The following is a 19,052-nucleotide window of genomic DNA, read 5'->3' on the forward strand; positions in this document are numbered from 1 at the left end:
GGCCGTCCAGTTGCAGCAATACTCTGGGTCTGCCTCTCTTCCCCGACATTGACTGTGCTTGGCTTTCAGTCTCTTTGACCAGCCCGGCCGAGATGAGATCAGCCGTGGCGGCGGTGACAGTTGCAGGGCTGGTTTGCAAGGCGGATGCAATATCGATCCGCGAGACGGATCCCTTGGCTCTGATGTGCTCCAATACCCGCAATCGGGTTGCGTTTCTTTGTTCCAAAGAAACCGGAGAGGCTTTGCTTTTCAGCATCTTGTCCTCGCGAATCTTGCTGTTGGCCCAATCTATTTGAATTTGAGTGCCTCTTGTAGAGTAAATATTTTACCGACTGAAATAAATGTGGTATTCAAATTTGTGAGAGCCGCGAATCGAAATGCGATGGCTCGGCAAATGGGAGGAAATCATGAAAAAAATTCTCAGCTTTTCGGCTGTGGCCACTTTGTTGGCTTCGACCGCATTCGCAGAGCCAGTGGTCGGCGTAAGCTGGTCGAACTTTCAGGAAGAACGTTGGAAAACAGACGAAGCCGCAATCAAATCCGCGCTTGAGGCAGGCGGTGCCGAGTACATTTCGGCTGACGCGCAGTCGTCTTCCGCAAAGCAGCTTTCGGACATTGAAAGCTTGATCGCCCAAGGTGTAGACGCGCTTATCATTCTGGCGCAGGACGCGCAGGCAATCGGACCGGCTGTTCAAGCTGCGGCGGACGAAGGTATTCCGGTCATTGCCTATGACCGCCTGATTGAGGACGACCGTGCGTTCTATCTAACCTTCGACAATGTCGAGGTAGGCAGAATGCAGGCCCGGGCTGTTTTTGAAGCCATGCCTAAGGGCAATTATGTGATGATTAAGGGCTCACCCACCGATCCAAACGCGGATTTCCTGCGGGGTGGCCAGCAAGAGATCATCGGCGCGGCCGTTGACAGTGGTGACATCGTTATCGTGGGCGAGGCCTATACGGATGGCTGGTTGCCCGCAAACGCGCAGCGGAACATGGAACAAATCCTGACCGCGAACGAGAACAACGTGGATGCAGTCGTTGCGTCGAATGACGGTACTGCAGGCGGTGTTGTTGCAGCGCTGACCGCACAGGGCATGGAAGGCATTCCGGTTTCCGGTCAGGACGGCGACCACGCAGCGTTGAACCGTGTTGCACTGGGAACGCAGACGGTATCGGTTTGGAAGGATGCTCGCGAACTTGGAAAGGCCGCTGGCGAAATCGCTGTTGCGCTGAGCGGTGGCACAAGTCCTGCTGATGTCGAAGGTGCAGTGAGCTGGACTTCACCAGGTGGCACCGAGATGAACTCGGTTTTCCTGGCACCGGTTCCGATTACCAAGGACAATCTGTCTGTTGTTGTGGATGCCGGATGGATCCCGCTGGCTGACCTCTGCCAGGGTGTCGAAAACGGCCCTGCGCCCTGCAATTAAACTCCCTGGTCCCTGGCCCTTTGTGGGCCGGGGACAATTGCTGACAATGAAAGATCGGAAATGACCGAAACTTCGTCTCAGCCGATACCGGAAAAAGCAAAACCCAGCCTGTTCCAGCAGTTGGAACTGGATATGCGGCTTTTGGGAATGATCGGCGCGTTTGTCATCTTGTGCATCGGATTCAACATCTTCACAGATGGAAGGTTCCTGACGCCGCGCAATCTGTTCAACCTGTCCATCCAGACAGTATCGGTTGCTATCATGGCATGTGGGATGGTGTTCATTATCGTCACGCGACATATCGACTTGTCGGTTGGCGCACTATTGGCAACAACCTCGGCTGTGATGGCAATGACGCAGACCGAGCTTTTGCCGCAGGTGCTTGGGATGGGTTTGAACAATCCTGCAACCTGGGCGATCACCATTGTCGTCGGGTTGTTTGTCGGCACGCTGATTGGTGCGTTTCATGGCTGGATGGTTGGTTATCTGACGATACCAGCCTTCATCGTTACGCTTGGTGGATTTCTGGTTTGGCGAAACGTGGCGTGGTATTTGACCAGCGGCCAGACGATTGGTCCTCTGGATAGTACATTCCTGATGTTTGGCGGGACCAACGGAACATTGGGAACGACGACAAGCTGGCTGTTCGGCTTGTTTGCTACCGCAATCGCGATCTGGGCTTTGTGGAGTGGCCGCCGTGCAAAAGCGGCACATGGTTTCCCTGTCAAACCTGTCTGGGCCGAGGCCACTCTGGCCGGGATAATCGCAATCGCCATCCTTGGGTACGTTTACATCGTAAACAGCTACGCCATACCGACACGCCGGCTGCAACGTATGTTCGAAGCGCGCGGCGAGACAATGCCAGAAGGGCTGGTTGTAGGATACGGTATACCGATTTCTGTCCTAATTCTCATCATAGTAGCGGTTACCCTGACGATCGTGGCACGGAAAACCCGGTTTGGTCGTTACATCTTTGCCACTGGCGGCAACCCTGATGCGGCAGAGCTTTCGGGTATTAACACTCGGCTGCTGACTGTGAAAATCTTTGCTTTGATGGGTTTCTTGTGCGCTGTGTCCGCGGTGGTCGCCTCGGCCCGCCTGGCAAACCATTCGAACGACATTGGTACGCTCGATGAACTTCGGGTGATAGCCGCTGCAGTGATCGGAGGAACCGCATTGTCAGGCGGCATCGGCACTATCTATGGCGCGATCCTGGGTGCATTGATCATGCAGGCGCTGCAATCGGGCATGGCAATGGTTGGCGTTGACGCACCGTTTCAGAACATCGTCGTCGGCAGCGTCCTCGTGTTGGCCGTCTATATCGACATCGTTTACCGCAAGCGACTGGGGGCCAAGTGATGCAAGCTCAGGATACGCAGAAAAAACCTTCCGGCGCAGGGCGCGGTTCAGGCGCACCGCCATTGGTCGAGATGCGCGACATCTCGATTTCCTTCGGTGGGATCAAGGCCGTCGACCATGTTTCGGTCGATCTCTATCCGGGTGAAGTCGTTGGTTTGCTTGGCCATAACGGGGCCGGAAAGTCCACGTTGATCAAGGTATTGTCCGGCGCGTATCAGATGGACCACGGCGAAATTCTGATCGATGGCAAGCCGGTCGAGATTGGCAATCCCCGGGACGCCCGGGCGAACAATATTGAGACCATCTATCAAACGCTTGCCTTGGCCGACAATCTGGATGCGACCTCGAACCTTTTTCTTGGGCGCGAGATGACGACACCGTTTGGGTTGGTCAACGACGCAGCCATGGAGGCCGAATGCCGCAAGATCATGGCGCAGCTCAACCCGAACTTTCAGAAGTTCAGCGACCCTGTTTCCGCATTATCCGGCGGCCAAAGACAGTCTGTGGCGATCGCTCGGGCCGTCTATTTCAACGCCCGTATCCTGATCATGGATGAACCCACAGCAGCGCTTGGGCCCCATGAAACTCAGATGGTGGCGGATCTGATCCACCAGCTAAAGGCGCAAGGCATCGGGATATTTCTGATCGACCACGACGTGCATGCCGTCATGGAACTGTGCGACCGCGCCTCGGTCATGAAGAACGGAAAACTGGTTGGGACGGTCGATATCGAAGATGTAACGGACGACGATCTTTTGTCGATGATCATTCTCGGCAAGCAGCCAGCACAAAAAGCAGAATAGGGGGCAGAAATGCCAAGTGGATTTTTTGAAGGGATCGAGAAGGTCCAGTTTGAAGGCGTGGATAGCAAGAACCCGTTGGCCTTTCGTCACTACGACCCGGATGAAATCATTATGGGCAAGCGTATGGAGGACCATCTGCGGTTTGCTGTGGCCTGGTGGCATTCATTCGCGTGGGAGGGCGGAGACCCCTTTGGTGGACCTACGTTCGAACGTCCATGGTATCCTCAGGACGATATGGGCCGAGCCCGCCAGAAGGCAGATATTGCATTCGAATTGTTTGAGCTTTTGGGGCAGCCATTTTTTTGCTGGCACGATGCTGATATCCGGCCCGAACAGGGAAATTTTGCCGATAACCTGCGCACATTGGAAGAAATCACCGATTACATCGGTGAAAAGATGCAAGTTTCTGGCAGCAAACTGCTTTGGGGTACGGCCAATATGTTCAGTCATCGTCGCTGGATGTCTGGCGCCAGTACCAATCCTGATCCCGACGTTTTTGCATTCGCTGCAGCGACCGTGAAATCCTGCGTGGATGCAACTCACAAACTAGGCGGCGAAAACTATGTTCTGTGGGGTGGCCGTGAGGGCTACGAAACCCTCCTGAACACGGACCTGACAACTGAGCTGGACCACATGGGCCGTTTTCTGAATATGGTCGTAGAATACAAACACAAGATCGGGTTCAAAGGCACTATTCTTGTGGAGCCGAAACCTCAGGAGCCTTCCAAGCACCAATACGACTATGATGCAGCTACTTGCATCGGATTTCTTAGGAAGTACGGTTTGGAGAAAGAAGTGAAGTTGAATCTCGAGCAGGGCCACGCGATCCTTGCCGGGCATAGCTTTGAGCATGAAATAGCGGTCGCGGCAGCTGAAGGGATGCTGGGTTCGATTGATATGAACCGCAACGACTACCAATCTGGATGGGATACAGACCAGTTCCCGAACAACACACCAGAAGTTGCCCTGGCTTATTACTACATCCTGAAAGCTGGTGGTTTTACCACCGGCGGCACAAATTTCGACGCCAAAATTCGCCGGCAATCGATTGACGCTGCCGATCTGGTGGCGGCTCATATCGGTGGAATGGACATATGCGCACGTGGTTTGAAAGCAGCGGCTGCTATGATTGAAGATGGAGGTTTGGAGAACGCGCTTTCGCAACGGTATTCCGGTTGGGAGTCTCCAAGAGCGGAGGCCATGTTAGGCAGTAGCCTGGATGAAATTTCCGCGCGCGTTTTAGATGAAGGAATAAACCCCGAGCCGCAATCTGGGCGCCAGGAAATACTAGAGAATTATTTGAACAGATTTGTTTAACAGCCAAACTTGGGTGTTTTCCGCTGTTATCATAAGCCACGCCAAGCCGCCCTTGGAGCTGAGGACACGAAGAGAGGTTTTTGCGGTCGATTGAGTCAATTATCAGTGACGTTCTACAGTACTTGTTGAACGTCACCCGAACCTGACCCAACCGTCACAGTTGGACCAAAAATATGATGAACGTTTGACTGCAGAAGGCATCTCCAACGTTGGACATCAGTTGAATTTGACCTTTGCGTTATCAACCAGCACACCGCCCCCATTTTATGCTCTCGCAGGCAGTTTAATTTGTTCTGACTTCCCTTTCAGCGAAGCGATATCAACGCAAGAATGGATTCGCGGCACGCCCCAATTACTCCAGATAGGTTTTGAACCATTCAATTGTGCGGTCCCAGGCCAGGTTTGCCATCTCCTCGTCATAGCGTGGCGTGCTGTCGTTATGAAAACCGTGGTTGGTGTTTTCGTAAATATAGGCCTCGTATACCTTGTCGTTGGCCTGCAGGGCGGCCTCAAAGTCTGGCCAGCCCGCGTTGATGCGTTCGTCGAGCTCACCCATCTGAACAAGCAACGGCGCTTGAATTTTGGCCACATCCTCGGCCGCTGGCTGGCGCCCGTAGAACGGGACACCAGCGGCCAGTTCGGGATAGGCCACAGCAATTGCGCTGACCACACCGCCGCCGTAGCAGAAACCGACAGCGCCGACCTTTCCAGTGCAATCATCTCGGTTCAATAGATATTCAAATCCATTGAAGAAATCGTTCATCAATTCGACCCGGTCCACTGTCTTTTGCAGCTCGCGCCCATCCGCGTCGTTGCCTGGGTATCCTCCCACTGACGTCAGACCATCGGGGGCCAGTGCCATAAACCCGGCCTTCGCCAATCGGCGCGCCACATCTTCGATGTAGGGGTTAAGGCCGCGGTTTTCGTGGATTACCAATACCGCGGGCAGGGGCTCTTCAACGCCGGCGGGTCGGACAAGGTAGCCGCGAACATCACCGGTTCCATTCGGTGAAGGGTAGGTGATGTAGTCCGCGTGGATATCAGGATCGTTGAACGACACTTGCTGAGCCATCGCGTAGTTCGGGCTGAGCATGTTCAGCAGCGCGACCGCTGTCACGCCGCCGACCGCGAACTTGCCTGCGCGGTCCAGGAATTGGCGCTTGGTGATCTTGCCGTGCGCGTAAAAGTCATACAGGTCCAGAAGTTCCTGGTCGAAGTCTTTTGCGGTCATGCGAGTCATTGTGGATCTCCTGATGAGTTTGGCAGTCTGAAGGGTGGGTAGTATCCGATCTGAAGGTCTTGATTTGATTGAGCGTCTGGATAGGCTTCCTAAGATGCCGCCGGTGATAGTTCCTTGTTCGCGTACCGTTCGCGCAGCACGTTCTTTTGAACTTTTCCCATAGTGTTTCGCGGCAACTCCTGGACGAGTTCGTAGCGGCGAGGATGTTTGAATCGCGACAGTTTGTTTCTGATGATCGAGTCGATCGGTTCCACCTGAAGCTGTGCTCCAGGCTCGGCAACCAAAGCGGCAATAATTGCTTCTCCAAATTCGTTGTCGGGGACGCCGAAGACCGCCGATTCCTGAACGCCATCGACATCGTTCAATACATCTTCAATTTCTTTGGGGTAGACGTTGTAACCACCAGTGATGATCAGGTCTTTTGACCGACCTACTATCGACAGGTAGCCATCCTCGCTGTATTGGCCCAGATCTCCGGTGATGAAGAACCCATTCTCGCGAAGCTCTTCAGCGGTTTTTTCGGGCATTTGCCAATAGCCCTTAAAAACATTGGGGCCACGCACTTCGATCATTCCGACCTCGCCCTGGGGCAGCGGTTCTCCAGTTTCAGGGTTGGTTACGATCACCTCGGTGCCGGGTAGAGCCATACCAACAGTTCCCGCGCGACGCTCACCGCTATAAGGGTTCGAGGTGTTCATGTTCGTCTCGGTCATACCGTATCGCTCGAGGATGCGGTGGCCGGTGCGCGTTTCGAACGCCACATGGGTCTCTGCCAGCAACGGGGCTGAGCCGGAAACAAACAGACGCATGTTCTCTGTGATCTCATCGGTGAAACAGTCATCCGCCAGCAATCGGGTATAGAAAGTGGGTACTCCCATCAGAAGGGTTGAATTCGGCAATTCTTCCAAGATCATATCAGTGTCGAATTTTTTCATCAGCCGCACTTTGGAACCGGCGAGTAGTGATGTGTTCATCGCCACGAAAAGCCCGTGCGTGTGAAAGATGGGCAACGCGTGAATCAAGCGATCACCGTCGGTGATACTCCACATATCCACAAGGGCTTGGGCATTGGACAGCAGGTTTTGGTGGCTGAGCATCGCGCCCTTGGACCGGCCCGTGGTACCTGATGTATAAAGAAGCGCCGCGAGGTCTTCTGGCGCGCGATCCACGGTTTCGAACACACAAGGCTGTGCATCCGCTTCGCGGCTCAGGCTTGAATTTTCGCCACCCAAGGTCAGCAGCTTTGCGCCGGACCGGGTTGCCAATTGCTCGAATTCAACTTTGTCGTTGCTGTCGCAAACGATTAACGCAGGTTGTGCGTCAGAGATGAAATAGTCCAACTCTGCCATGGTATAGGCAGTGTTGAGTGGCAGGTAGACAGCACCTGCCTGAACCGAAGCGGCATAAAGCGCAATCGTGTCGGCCAACTTGGGGGCCTGCACAACGATGCGATCACCAGGGGAAACTCCGCAGTTCTGCAAGACATGCGCGATCTGCGCGGTACGCTGCAGAAACGCGTCATAAGATACCACTTGGCCATTATCTAGCTGTAAAAATGGAGCCGTGTTGCCCTCGTGGTGGGCAAACAAACTGTCGTAAAGTGTATTAGTCACGCTGTACTTTCCCTAGGCGTTACCGCAAGCGTCGCAGTTGAAGCCGCGCGAATTGAACGCGAGGCTTGGATCGTGGCACGTGTCGCGAATTCTTCGTGGTAACGTTCTGTTTGGTTCAAATCGTATAGGTAGTTGACCATCGCACCTCCGGACTGGGCGCGTCCGTTTCGCGACGGGTCGGCGTCGGCATGCACTTCATGAAGCTCGGCACCATTGCCCAGATGAAAGCGGGCCACGGGGTCCAGTGGCATCCCATCTTCGCGCTTGGCGAACATCAAGTATCGGGCAGCCATCGCGCGCGTGTCCTGCGGCGTGGCTGTTTCTGCCATCACGGCCTGCGCGGCATTGCCGTGTTCTGGATGTCCAGTTTCCCCGGCCAGCCAACGATTCAGTCCTGGTATCGGTGACAGGGTCACAAAGGTACCAAGTTGTTGAAGCTCTCGCGAAAGCTCGGTCACAACCTGTTTTATTAACAGATTCCCAAAGCTGATGCCCGCCAACCCTTTTTGGCAGTTTGAAATTGAATAGAACGCTGCGACCTTTGCCTGCTCAGCTTGGATCGGTTCTCGTGCTTCGGATAGAAGTGTATCTATTGCATTCGGGATTTCAGCGGTCAGAGCGACCTCAACAAAAATCAGTGGCTCATCTGGCATCGAGGGGTGGAAGAACGCAAAGCAACGACGGTCTGGCGGGTAGAGCCTTCGACGCAAATCGTCTAGATCGTTGATCTGGTGCACCGCTTCATAGGCGACGATCTTATCCAGAACGCGGGCAGGGGTGTCCCAGCTGATTTGCTTGAGGACAAGAAAGCCCCGGTTGAACCAGCTGCGCAATAAATGGACGAAATCGATATCCGTTCGCTTGAGTTCGGGGTTGGATTTGAGAAAGCGCAGCAGATCGACGCGCATGGCTACAAGTTCCTGCGTCGCACCAGACGGCTGGTTCAGCCGTCGCAATAACTCTTGCCGCCGTGGCTCTGAAACTTCACTAAGTCTTTGATAAAGATTGACACTTTGGTCACTGGCGTAGAGGCGGGCTGCTTCAGAAAGCTGATTTGCGTCCAACTCAAGTTGGTCATTCAAATAGACAAAAAAGTTTAGTTTCTCCGCATCATTCAGGGTGTGGTAGCGCTCAAGGATCGTAGACGCGAGCGTGAATCCTGAAACTTCACCTTCCGCAGATAAAAGCGCCTCACATAGTTCGGCAATGGACCGTTTGTCATCCTTGCCACGCCTTTTGTCGGGACGGTCCAGCAATTGGTTTAGTAGATCACCCAGAAACCAATTCCGCTGCATTTCAGGGCACCATCTGGCTGCTCAGATACTCGCCTGTTCGCCGATAATGGTCGACCAAATGCCGAGTAGCGCTGTCTGCGTCGTGATTTAAAGCGGCGTCCAGAATTTGCCGATGCTCGGCGGCAATGTCCCTCTTTTTGTAGCTCGAACCGCCGGCGGCCAGATAGCGGTAGCGAATGTTCAGGTCGTAAAGCTGCGAACAATAACGCATCAGCAACGGCAGTTTCGAATTGTCCAGCAGGGCCATATGAAAGGCTTTGTGAGCGTCTTCAAAATCGCGCGCGCCGTTTTGGCTTGCTTTATTCATATGGTGGTGACGTAAAACAAGCCTGTCCTCCCAAGCTGCATCCGCGTTGGCGATAGAGGCGCGCAGCGCGGTTTCCTCGAGGTTGCATCGCAGCAAGAGTATTTCTTCAAAATTACATTTGCTCACAGGCGCAGCCCTGAAACCGCGTTGGTCTATACGTTCGACCAACATGTCCGAGGTCAAAAGGCTAAGCGCCTCGCGAACCGGGCTGGCGCCAGTGTCCAATAATCCGCGGAGTTGTTCGATCTTGAGTTTTTGCCCCGGAGGCAATTCGCCGGTCAGGATCATTTCGCGCAGCCTTCGATAGGCACCATGAGTGGCTGATGTTTCTTTGCCCTCTGTATCAAGCATGGCGTCCATATCTGACCGTTCCTTTTTTTGCGGCTCAAACTCTTGGGAGCTCTTAACTGAGGGCACTCGTTCCAGTCGATAGGCCAACCGAAAGGTTCAGCGAGCCTTCGTTGATCATCCAGCGACGCAGCACAAAGCTGCGCGCCCCGCTTTTATGCATGGGGTCGTCCTCGGCCAGTTTCCGCGCGGCCTCAAGGCTGTCGGCTCGATAGATGATCAGGCCCATTCCCTGCATATGCTCGCCGGTTTCATCCGACATTGGACCCGCAAAAGCCAGCTGCCCCGAATGTTCAAGCTGCGCCTGATACGCCAAGTGATCTGGCAGTGACGCCTTTACATCTTCGGGTGCTTTGGCTGGCGTGCTCAGTGCGACGTAAAGCTCCAAAGCAAGCGCACCGCGGCTTTTTGCTTCTGATTTGTAGTCTGCCCAAGCAACCATTTGCGGCCTCCAAAAATATCGATATTATTTGACATATGGCAAAATAGTCGGCAAAAATCAAGCAAGCTAATATGGAAGGTGACAATGAAATACCTGGTGGGAGAGACTTCGGAAGGCACAGCGGTTTTTGCCGTGAACGGTGAAAACGCAGTGAATCTAACGGCTTTGGACCCTGCCGTCGGTTCCGACTTGATGGGCGTGATCAGCAAGCCTGGTCTGGCCGACTCGCTGGCTGAAAAAGTCACCTCGGCAGATAGTGTGCCGTTATCCTCAATCACACCGGCGTTGCCCGTGGCGTCACCCGGCACGATCATTTGCATGGGGTTGAACTATACGGATCACATCAAAGAGGGCGGCTACGACATCCCTGAATATCCAACGCTGTTCATGCGCGGTAAGAATTCGGTCATGGCGGCGGGCCAGCCCATGGTGCGACCGGCGGCTTCCGAGCATTTCGACTACGAAGCGGAGCTGATGTTGATCGTCGGTAAACGCGGTCGCCATATCTCGGAAGAGGACGCGTTGGGCCATGTGTTTGGGTATACGGTTTTCAACGATGGGTCGGTGCGGGACTATCAGCGTAAAACGGTACAATGGACACCGGGTAAGAATTTTGACGACACGGGTGCAATTGGCCCCTTCACCGTGACTCAGGATGAGTTACCCGAGGGCGCTTCGGGCCTGAAGATTGAAAGCCGCGTTGGCGACGAGGTTCTTCAAAGTTCGAATACCGCCAACATGATCTGGGGTGTTCGTCAGGTGATTGCGACAATTTCAGAGTTCATGACCATCGAACCGGGTGATCTGATTGCATTGGGAACGCCGCCGGGCGTGGGCCATGCCAAGAAGCCAAATCCTCGTTGGTTAAAACCGGGCGAAACCGTCGAAGTCGAGATTGAGGGCATTGGCGTTTGCGCCAGCCCGATCATCGACGAAAAAGATGCCAAATCAAAAGTGGCCGCAGCATGAGCGCACCGACAGGGACAGAGCTTGAAGCACTTCGCGCCAAGGCGCAGCAAGACCATCGTGATCTTCGTGAGCGCATTCCGCGTTTGTCGGACGATGCAATTGCCTTGATCCTGCGCGAGTCCAGATCTCACTACGCGTGGACCGACAAGCCAGTTTCTGATGCGTTGCTTGAAGAGATCTACGACATCACGATCAACGGCGCGACCAGCATGAATACGTTGCCCGCGCGCTTCGTTTTCGTGAAAAGTCCCGAAGGGAAAGAGCGGCTTGCAAAGTCTTTAAAGCCGAAGAATGTGCCAAAGATGATGGATGCTCCGGTCACGGCGATCATTGCATATGACACGGACTTCTGGAAGGAACTGCCCTTTCTTTTCCCGCACGAAGACCGCCGGCCATTGTTCGAAAACAAGCCCGACTACGTAGCCGACACCGCGTTTCGCAATGGCACGCTTCAGGGCGCTTACTTCATGATTGCGGCTCGGGCGGTCGGGTTGGACGTCGGCGCCATGTCAGGTTTTTCGAACAAGATCGTCGACGAGGAATTCTTTGCAGGCACGACGCTCAAGTCCAATTTTCTTTGCAATCTGGGCTACGCGGACGAGACCGGATTGTTCCACAAGCTTCCACGGTTTCCGTTCGAAAAGGTTTGCTCTTATGCATGAGGAGGTGACGCAGTGGCTATGAAGATGAAGCCTGTCGTGACGTACCGCACAACAGCTCAGTGCCCGACACCTGCGCGCACCGAGATACCAATTCGCGATCTTGATGTTGTTGTCGATGAACCCATCGAACGCGGCGGAACAAATCTAGGCCCTTCTCCGACCGAAACCGCAATGGCGGCTTTGATCGCCTGCACAAATGTCATTGGTCACAAGAATGCCAAGCGGCTGGGAATTGACCTGGGAACCGTGACAATCGATGCAAAATGCCAATTGGATCGTCGTGGTGTCCTGATGGAAGAAGAGATCGACGTACCCTTTCCCGAAATCACACTCACGGTACGTTGCGATACGCGCGCCAGCCAGGAGGAGCTGGCGCGCGTAGGCGAAGAAACAGCCAAGTATTGCGCCATTGCAAAACTGTTCGAAGCGGCAGGCACGGACCTGACCGTCAACTGGGTCAAAACCAACGAATAAAAACCTATAGGACCCGACTTTCTGGGAGGAGAGAAATGAAGAACTGGACCAAACGTAGCCTTGCGGGGGCCGCTCTGGCGGGTGCCATGGCATTACCTCTTGCCGCCGAGGAAACCATTTCCGCAGTTGTCATAGACGGATACCCGGATCGGGCTTTGTGGGTGAAAGAATTCACCAATTTCTTCATTCCCGAAGTGGACAAACGGCTGGCTGAGTCCGGCGCTTACAAGATGAACTGGCAAGAGAACTATGGCGGTTCAATCGTTAAGCCGAAGGGCGTTTTAGAGGGGATTCAACTGGGCCTTGGTGACATAGGCATCGTTACGACCATCTTCCATTCATCCAAGCTGCCCAGTCAGGGCATTTCCGGTTCGACGCCCTTTGTTGCTTCAGATTCTCGTGCCGTCGCCAAAGCCGTGGATGAAATCGCTCGTGAATTCCCGGCAATGCAAAACGAGTTCGCCGCGCAAAACCAGGTCTATCTGGCAACCGGTGTTGTGCTCGATACCTATCAGATATTCTGCACGGAACCTGTTTCATCGGTTTCCGATCTTGAGGGCCGCAAGATTGCCGGAGCAGGGTTAAACCTGCGGTATCTTGAAGGCATAAAGGATGCTGCGGGTGTACGTGGCGGGCTGACTGATTTCTACAACATGCTTCAGACCGGTCTGGTCGATTGCGGCATGCTGTGGCCTGAAGCAGCAAAAACGTTCAAGATCGCTGAAGTTGCCCCTTATATGCTCAAGGCTGATCTGGGCGCTGTGAACTCCAAAACCATCACGGTGAACTCGGACTATTGGGCTGGATTGCCCGATGAAGTGAAAGATGTGTTAAAGGCTGTCGCGATCGACTACCGCGACCATGTCGCCGGTATTGCGATGGACCGGGCTGCTGCTTCACGGGATGCGTATGTCGAGGCCGGTGGAACCATTGTCGAGGTTTCGGATGAAGACCGAGCGGCATGGGCAAATGCAATGCCGAACGTCGCACAGGAATGGGCTGCGACTTTGAACGATAATGGTGAGCAAGGCACAGAAATGCTGGCCGCCTATATAGGGAAGCTTCAGGATGCCGGTTTCACCGGAGTACGCGATTGGACGGCCAAATAACCGGCTGGCGATCCACGAAAGGGGCCTTTCATGCTGAAGACCGCAGTTGCTGGCTTGTCGCGGGTCGCCAATTCGCTTGCTATCGCCACCAACGCATTGGGTACGCTTGTCGTCCTTGCGTTGGTGGTCATTCTGAATGTCGACGTCATTGCGCGCGGTCTGTTTTCAGCCCCTCTGCGCGGGACCTACGAAATGGTCCAGTTTTCGGTCGTGATGATCGTTTTTTTGCAGTTGGCCGACGTCGTCAGAGTGGATCGGCTGACGCGCTCAGACGGGTTCCTGAACCTGCTGCACCATCGCCGCCCGGGTCTGACAGCCAGCCTGAGGCGCATCATCAACGCCATATCGGCAATCTTTATGGCTTTGATTGCGTATGTGACTTTTCCCGAATTTCTTCATATGTGGGAGACGCAGGACTATTTCGGAGTACCCGGTCTTTTCACACTGCCATGGTGGCCGGTCAAACTGGTCATCGCGTGCGGTACTGCGCTTGCCTGCGTGATCTTCCTGCTTAAGGTCGTCACGGCGCAAGACCGCCGGCAGCTTGTCCGCACCCCTGAGCATGACGAGGCCGCAGAATGACGCCGATTGAGATTGGCCTGATCTCGGTCGTCGCTATCGTTTTCCTGATTTACGCGGGCGTTTACATTCCAATTGCTTTGGGTGTGGTCTCGTTCGTGTCGATCTGGCTGATGCGGGACAATTTCACACTGGCGCTCAACCTGTTGAAAGTGGCGGTTGGCGACAGCGCGATGGAATATAGTTTCGCGACCATCCCGTTGTTTACCTTTATGGGACTTATCGTCTCAAAAGCTGGGTTAGGCAGGGATATCTACGAAGTTATGACCATGCGGTTTCGCAAGGTCAAAGGCGGTATCGGTATGGCAACCGTCGGAGCCAACGCCGTCTTTGCGGCGGTGACAGGGTCGTCCATTGCATCCGCCTCTGTGTTCACCAAGGTCTCGGTCCCGCAAATGATGGCGCAGGCCTATAACCCGCGATTTGCGGTTGGCGTGGTCGCGGGGTCCTCGGTGTTGGGCATGATAATCCCACCATCTGCCATGTTGATCATCTATTCCTTTGTTGCCGAGCAATCCGTGGGGGACATGTTCCTTGCGGGCGTCATTCCGGGGATCATGCTGGCGATCGCCTATGTCGCCGCGATCTGGGTCATGGGGCGATTCACCCCAGCATTCGTCGGTGGCCGCGTCGTCGAAGATACCGAATGGATGTCGGGGCGTGAGATCGCGTCCAAAACCTTGCCGACATTGTTCATCATCACTGTAGTGCTCGGCGGTATCTACACTGGCTGGCTGACAGCGGTCGAAGCCGGTGCCGCCGGTGCATTGGTGGCGCTGATCATCGCAATTGTGCGCAAGTCGATGACACCAAGAGCGTTCTGGGACGCATTGCTGGAAACCGGTCACATCACGGCGGCGATCCTGTTTCTGATCACGGCGGCGTCGATCTATAGTCGAATGTTGGGGCTGGCCGGGCTGCCCAACCAATTGCAGGACCTGCTTGCAGGGAATTCCGCGTCATTCTGGTCGATCATGCTGCTTTACGTTTTGTTAATGCTTTTCCTTGGAACACTTCTGGATACTGCATCGATCATTCTGATCGTTGTCCCGCTGTTTCTGCCCATGGCCGAAGCTCTGGATATGTCGCTGATCTGGTTCGGGATCATCACCGTTGTCGGCGCTGAAATCGGACTATTGACCCCGCCGCTAGGCATATCCTGCTTCGTTATCAAATCTACGATTAACGATGACCGCATATCGCTGAAGGACGTGTTCATGGGTGCGCTGCCATTTGCGTTCGTAATGCTGATTGTCCTGTTCATCCTGATCGAATTCCCGATCCTCAGCCTTGCCCTGATTTAAGGAGGCACAGATGCGTACTGTCACCAAAGACAACATAACCGACGTGTTTATGGGGTACTTGTCCGCGGACACCGAACCGAGGATGCGCGAAATCATGGGGTCTTTGGTCAGACATCTTCATGACTTTGCCCGTGAGACCAATCTGACACATGACGAATGGCGCGCCGGGATTGCATTTCTGGAAGGATGCGCTGCGGTAGAGACTGAGGACAGGCACGAGTTTGTTCTGGCGTCAGATGTGCTGGGCCTGTCGTCGCTGGTGGATATGCTGCATTCCAGTCCCGACGCGACCAGCTCGTCCGTACTGGGCCCATTCCATGTCTCCGGCGCACCCCCGCTGCCGATCGGTGGCGATATGAAACGTCACTATGGAGGGCCGGTTCTGCTGGCCGAAGGCGTGATCCGGGATACAAAGGGCAATCCGATTGCGGGTGCTGAGCTCGACATTTGGCAAACCGCGCCAAACGGGCTTTACGCCAGTCAGGATGAGGAACAGGATACCTATTCTTTTCATGGCTTGATGACGGTCGGCTCAGATGGCCGCTATGCTTTCACCACTGTCAAGCCAGTGGAATACACTGTACCATCGGACGGGCCGGTCGGGGATATCCTGCGCGCCTGTGGCCGCCATCCCTGGCGACCGTCGCACTTGCACTACATCATCAAGGCCCCCGGTTATCGCTCGCTGGTGACGGAAATATTTCCCGACGATGATCCCTATCTGGATGAAGACACGGTGTTTGGTGTGCGCGACGATCTGGTGATGACATATTTTGAACGTCCAGCTTCTGAATTTCCTGATGGCATGGAGCTATCTGGTAAGATCTCTGAACCTTACTTGCATGTGAATTTCGACGTGACGCTTGCCAAGGACTGATTGATAGATAGGAGGCTTGAGGTGCTGAAACGTATCTTGATTTTGGGAGCTGCGCTGTTTTGCAGTACCGCTATCGCACAAGAGCGCCCGATCTTCGACGCGCATATTCATTATAGCCACGACGCCGTCAAACTGGTTCCTCCAGAACAAGTGGCCAAAATTCTTCGGGACGCGGGCGTTCGAAAAGCGCTGGTTTCCAGCTCAGACGATAATGGCACTCAGCTGTTGTTGGCCGCGGCACCGGACATCGTTGTTCCAGCGTTGCGCCCATACCGTCGTCGCGGTGAAATCAACACCTGGATGCACGATGAAACTGTAATCGACTATTTGGAAACAAATCTTGCCAAGAACGACTACGAAGCCATCGGCGAGTTTCACGCTTACGGCGACGATATCAAAACGCCGGTCGTCCAGCGTATGATTGCACTGGCCAAGGAGCGGAACCTCATTCTACACCACCACGGCGATCGAGAGGCCGTCGACCTGATCTTCGAAACCTGGCCTGAAGCTCGTGTCCTGTGGGCCCACTCTGGCTTTGATGATCCAGCAAGCGTTGTTGACGCGCTGGACACGTATCCCAGGCTTTGGGCCGACCTGGCGTTTCGTTCAGACATGGTCTCACGAGGCAGAGTTGAGCCGGATTGGAAGGCGGCTTTCGAAGCTCATCCAGATCGCTTCATGGTTGGAACGGATACATTTGCCCCGGAACGATGGTATTACGTAGGACCACATGCCGATTTTTCGCGTGAATGGTTGGATTTGCTGCCGGACCAGATTGCGGACAACATCGCCTATGCCAACGCAGAACGTTTGCTGGCATTAGAATGACCCGCTGCGCTGTCTGGTTCATGATTTGCTCCAGCGCGGCCGCTGCTTGCGACGCTACGGGGCAACGCATGAATTCGGAAGTTCAAAACGCACCGGACGTTTATCTGGTTGTCGATGAAATTCCATTAGCTCGACCGTTTTCCGTTCTGGTTTCAATTTGCGATGGAACTGCCGTGCGCGAAATGCGTGCGGATGCAATCATGCCTGCTCATCAACACGGAATGAACTATACCCCCAAAGTTACCGCCTTGGGCGACGGAACGTTCCGCGTTGATGATATGCTGTTTCACATGCCGGGTTTGTGGGAGCTGCAGGTTGATGTCGACATCAATGGCCAATCAATTTTCTATACGTCAGAAATTGCGCTGAAATGAAGCTTTGGATGACAGCGGCGCTAATGGTCCTGACCAGTGCGGTGCGTGCCGAGGTCTTGCTGTCAGAAGACGAAATTGAACAAACGCTTTCCTTTGGACCGTGGCCACCATCCTTCCAGTCTGACCCAAGCAACGGGGTTTCCAATGACGCCAGAGCGATTAAGCTTGGTGGGTCCTTATTCAATGATCCGGTACTGTCGTTCGACGGGGCGTTTTCCTGTGCCAGTTGTCATGATCCTGAACAGGCTTTTACAACGCCGGAGGCTCGAGCGATCGGCAGAGGCTTGTTAGACAGGAATTCACCATCGCTTCGGAACCTTGCCGGTCTCCGTTGGTACGGATGGGGCGGCAAAAGCGATAATCTTTGGGCGGCCAGCCTGCACCCGATCATCGAAGAACAAGAGATGGCGCATAGCCCCGAAAGCCTAAAAACAGCAATCTCTGAAAGTGCCTACATTGATGATTTTGAAGCTATTTTTGGAGAAATCCAAAATCAAGGCCCAGAGCTTGTTCTGGTGAATACTGCAAAAGCCCTTTCGGCCTACTTGGAGACTTTGGTTACCGACCGGACGCAGTTTGACGATTTTCGCGATGCCTTAGAGCGCCGAGATTTTCCAGCTGCTGCGAACTACCCCGAAGCAGCCCAGCGAGGTCTTCAGCTGTTTTTAGGGCGTGGGAATTGCGTGTTTTGCCACAACGGCCCGAGGTTTTCCAACAATGAGTTCCATGATGCTGGTGTACCATATTTTCTGAATGAAACCGAGGTCGACGAAGGGCGGTTCGGTGGGTTGAATTTTTTACTCTCGAGCCCCTACACGCTGGCCGGCAACTGGAGTGACGATCCGGATAAGCAAGGTGCCTGGGCAGTTCGAAACGTGCGTAGGAGCCATTCTGATTTTGGAACTTTTCGTACCCCCAGCTTGCGGGGAGTGGCTGAAACCGCGCCCTATATGCATGACGGCAGCCTTAATGATCTGAACGCCGTGATCCGCCATTACAGCAGTATTGATACGGAAAGGTTGCACGCCGACGGTGAAGCCATTCTCTCGCAATTGAATTTGTCTGAGCAGGAGATTGCAGACTTAGTTGCATTTTTGGTCACGCTGTCCAAGGCACCTCATTAAAGCGTTTGTGTTTGACGCCCGGGAACGGGCTATTTGGCAAGCTGGTTCGGCGACTATCGTTAGCAGTGCCGATGAGAGGTTTTTGCTCGATCTGGGTCAGAATTGCTTGACGTTAGGGTCAGAAATGGATGACGTGATCGGCCGATTTGTTGAGGTTTTGGATGTCTGTTGGGTCAAGTATCAGTGACGTTCCACACACCTTGTGTCAGACGACAGATAGTTATGCCACCAGCGACAGAACCTTGACTTTTTCCCCTCACTTCCTTCATCCAGCACCTAGACTGATTTCATTGATCCTGAATTCCTTTTGGTAAAATCAGGGCTGATTTGCAGATCAGACGCCGAAGGCGCCTGTTCCTGCTAATCTGCCACGTGGCGAATGCGGATGCCCGCCTCCGTCAGGCTCAGTTTTTCCAGGGTAAGATCCGAGATGGCCTTTCGAAGACGCTCATTCTCTTTTTGAAGGCGTTTGAGTTCCTTCAATTGATCCGCGCACATTCCACCGTACTTTTGGCAGGCTATGAATGCGCCGAGGAGCTGGACGGCAACAAGGCCTTTTTTGACCGGATGGAGGCGGTGCGGATTGAGGCCGGGGAACTTA

19 protein-coding genes and 2 pseudogenes are annotated in these 19,052 nt (G+C 54.1%); 14 read left to right on the forward strand and 7 right to left on the reverse strand.

The genetic code is table 11. From position 1 onward, the window contains the following. Positions 1 to 79: 79 nt before the first annotated feature. A pseudogene (locus tag ACR0NN_RS17270) lies at positions 80 to 256 on the reverse strand (winged helix-turn-helix transcriptional regulator); the annotation flags it as partial. Between the two features lie 151 nt (positions 257 to 407). Here ACR0NN_RS17270 and xylF point away from each other — a divergent pair. The 4 genes from xylF to xylA are packed head-to-tail and all read left to right on the forward strand — an operon-like array spanning position 408 to position 4,906. Beyond that, complete coding sequence (xylF, locus tag ACR0NN_RS17275) at positions 408 to 1,427, forward strand: D-xylose ABC transporter substrate-binding protein (protein ID WP_170663757.1); 1,020 nt, start codon at positions 408 to 410, stop codon at positions 1,425 to 1,427. A gap of 60 nt (positions 1,428 to 1,487) precedes the next feature. After that, a complete protein-coding gene (locus ACR0NN_RS17280; protein WP_170685390.1) occupies positions 1,488 to 2,786 on the forward strand; it encodes a sugar ABC transporter permease in 1,299 nt (432 codons plus the stop codon). After that, positions 2,786 to 3,589 carry an ATP-binding cassette domain-containing protein gene (locus tag ACR0NN_RS17285; protein WP_170724766.1) on the forward strand — a complete coding sequence of 268 codons (804 nt, stop codon included), beginning with the start codon at positions 2,786 to 2,788 and terminating at the stop codon, positions 3,587 to 3,589. The genes ACR0NN_RS17280 and ACR0NN_RS17285 overlap by 1 nt, the downstream gene beginning before the upstream one ends. 9 nt (positions 3,590 to 3,598) lie before the next feature. Continuing rightward, positions 3,599 to 4,906, forward strand: a complete 1,308-nt coding sequence (gene xylA, locus ACR0NN_RS17290; protein WP_170724763.1) for a xylose isomerase — start codon at positions 3,599 to 3,601, stop codon at positions 4,904 to 4,906. 352 nt (positions 4,907 to 5,258) lie between these two features. On the opposite strand, the gene yghX is transcribed toward xylA, so the two are convergent. The 5 genes from yghX to ACR0NN_RS17315 all read right to left on the reverse strand — a co-directional run bounded on the left by yghX (position 5,259) and on the right by ACR0NN_RS17315 (position 10,151). Next, positions 5,259 to 6,146 (reverse strand): YghX family hydrolase, encoded by an 888-nt coding sequence (yghX, locus tag ACR0NN_RS17295; protein ID WP_170724761.1) that lies wholly within the window; start codon positions 6,144 to 6,146, stop codon positions 5,259 to 5,261. An 89-nt stretch (positions 6,147 to 6,235) separates the two neighbouring features. Beyond that, positions 6,236 to 7,759, reverse strand: coding sequence for a malonate--CoA ligase (locus ACR0NN_RS17300; RefSeq protein WP_170724758.1), 1,524 nt, complete (start codon positions 7,757 to 7,759; stop codon positions 6,236 to 6,238). Further along, entirely contained in the window at positions 7,756 to 9,054 is a 1,299-nt protein-coding gene (locus ACR0NN_RS17305; protein ID WP_170724756.1) for a malonyl-CoA decarboxylase, read from the reverse strand. Before ACR0NN_RS17305 ends, ACR0NN_RS17300 begins: the two co-directional genes overlap by 4 nt. Position 9,055: 1 nt before the next feature. Beyond that, complete coding sequence (locus ACR0NN_RS17310) at positions 9,056 to 9,721, reverse strand: GntR family transcriptional regulator (protein ID WP_170724926.1); 666 nt, start codon at positions 9,719 to 9,721, stop codon at positions 9,056 to 9,058. A gap of 43 nt (positions 9,722 to 9,764) precedes the next feature. Continuing rightward, positions 9,765 to 10,151: a YciI family protein gene (locus ACR0NN_RS17315; RefSeq protein ID WP_170724753.1), complete on the reverse strand. Its 387-nt coding sequence runs from the start codon at positions 10,149 to 10,151 to the stop codon at positions 9,765 to 9,767. An 84-nt stretch (positions 10,152 to 10,235) separates the two neighbouring features. Between ACR0NN_RS17315 and ACR0NN_RS17320 the strand changes: the two genes are divergently transcribed. From ACR0NN_RS17320 to ACR0NN_RS17365, 10 genes are all read left to right on the forward strand, one after another. Next, positions 10,236 to 11,120, forward strand: a complete 885-nt coding sequence (locus ACR0NN_RS17320) for a fumarylacetoacetate hydrolase family protein (RefSeq protein ID WP_170724751.1) — start codon at positions 10,236 to 10,238, stop codon at positions 11,118 to 11,120. Next, complete coding sequence (locus ACR0NN_RS17325; protein ID WP_170724748.1) at positions 11,117 to 11,782, forward strand: malonic semialdehyde reductase; 666 nt, start codon at positions 11,117 to 11,119, stop codon at positions 11,780 to 11,782. The genes ACR0NN_RS17320 and ACR0NN_RS17325 overlap by 4 nt, the downstream gene beginning before the upstream one ends. A gap of 18 nt (positions 11,783 to 11,800) precedes the next feature. Then, the gene (locus ACR0NN_RS17330) at positions 11,801 to 12,256 is read left to right on the forward strand and encodes an OsmC family protein (RefSeq protein WP_170724924.1); all 456 of its coding nucleotides are present in this window, start codon (positions 11,801 to 11,803) and stop codon (positions 12,254 to 12,256) included. A gap of 35 nt (positions 12,257 to 12,291) precedes the next feature. Further along, positions 12,292 to 13,365 (forward strand): C4-dicarboxylate TRAP transporter substrate-binding protein, encoded by a 1,074-nt coding sequence (locus tag ACR0NN_RS17335; protein WP_170724746.1) that lies wholly within the window; start codon positions 12,292 to 12,294, stop codon positions 13,363 to 13,365. A gap of 30 nt (positions 13,366 to 13,395) precedes the next feature. Then, positions 13,396 to 13,947, forward strand: a complete 552-nt coding sequence (locus ACR0NN_RS17340) for a TRAP transporter small permease subunit (protein WP_170724742.1) — start codon at positions 13,396 to 13,398, stop codon at positions 13,945 to 13,947. Continuing rightward, positions 13,944 to 15,248, forward strand: coding sequence for a TRAP transporter large permease subunit (locus ACR0NN_RS17345; RefSeq protein ID WP_170724739.1), 1,305 nt, complete (start codon positions 13,944 to 13,946; stop codon positions 15,246 to 15,248). The genes ACR0NN_RS17340 and ACR0NN_RS17345 overlap by 4 nt, the downstream gene beginning before the upstream one ends. A gap of 10 nt (positions 15,249 to 15,258) precedes the next feature. Further along, a complete protein-coding gene (locus ACR0NN_RS17350; RefSeq protein ID WP_170724734.1) occupies positions 15,259 to 16,125 on the forward strand; it encodes a dioxygenase family protein in 867 nt (288 codons plus the stop codon). Positions 16,126 to 16,146: 21 nt separating this feature from the next. Further along, complete coding sequence (locus ACR0NN_RS17355) at positions 16,147 to 16,953, forward strand: amidohydrolase family protein (protein WP_170724732.1); 807 nt, start codon at positions 16,147 to 16,149, stop codon at positions 16,951 to 16,953. Positions 16,954 to 17,021: 68 nt separating this feature from the next. Next, positions 17,022 to 17,327, forward strand: coding sequence for a hypothetical protein (locus tag ACR0NN_RS17360; protein WP_170724730.1), 306 nt, complete (start codon positions 17,022 to 17,024; stop codon positions 17,325 to 17,327). 8 nt (positions 17,328 to 17,335) lie between these two features. Further along, complete coding sequence (locus ACR0NN_RS17365) at positions 17,336 to 18,451, forward strand: cytochrome c peroxidase (RefSeq protein WP_170724728.1); 1,116 nt, start codon at positions 17,336 to 17,338, stop codon at positions 18,449 to 18,451. Positions 18,452 to 18,841: 390 nt separating this feature from the next. Here the strand turns inward: ACR0NN_RS17365 and ACR0NN_RS17370 are convergent. Then, positions 18,842 to 18,964: pseudogene (locus ACR0NN_RS17370) on the reverse strand (IS3 family transposase); the annotation flags it as partial. Positions 18,965 to 19,052 lie beyond the last annotated feature (88 nt).

This window comes from Ruegeria sp. BA2, assembly GCF_056539605.1.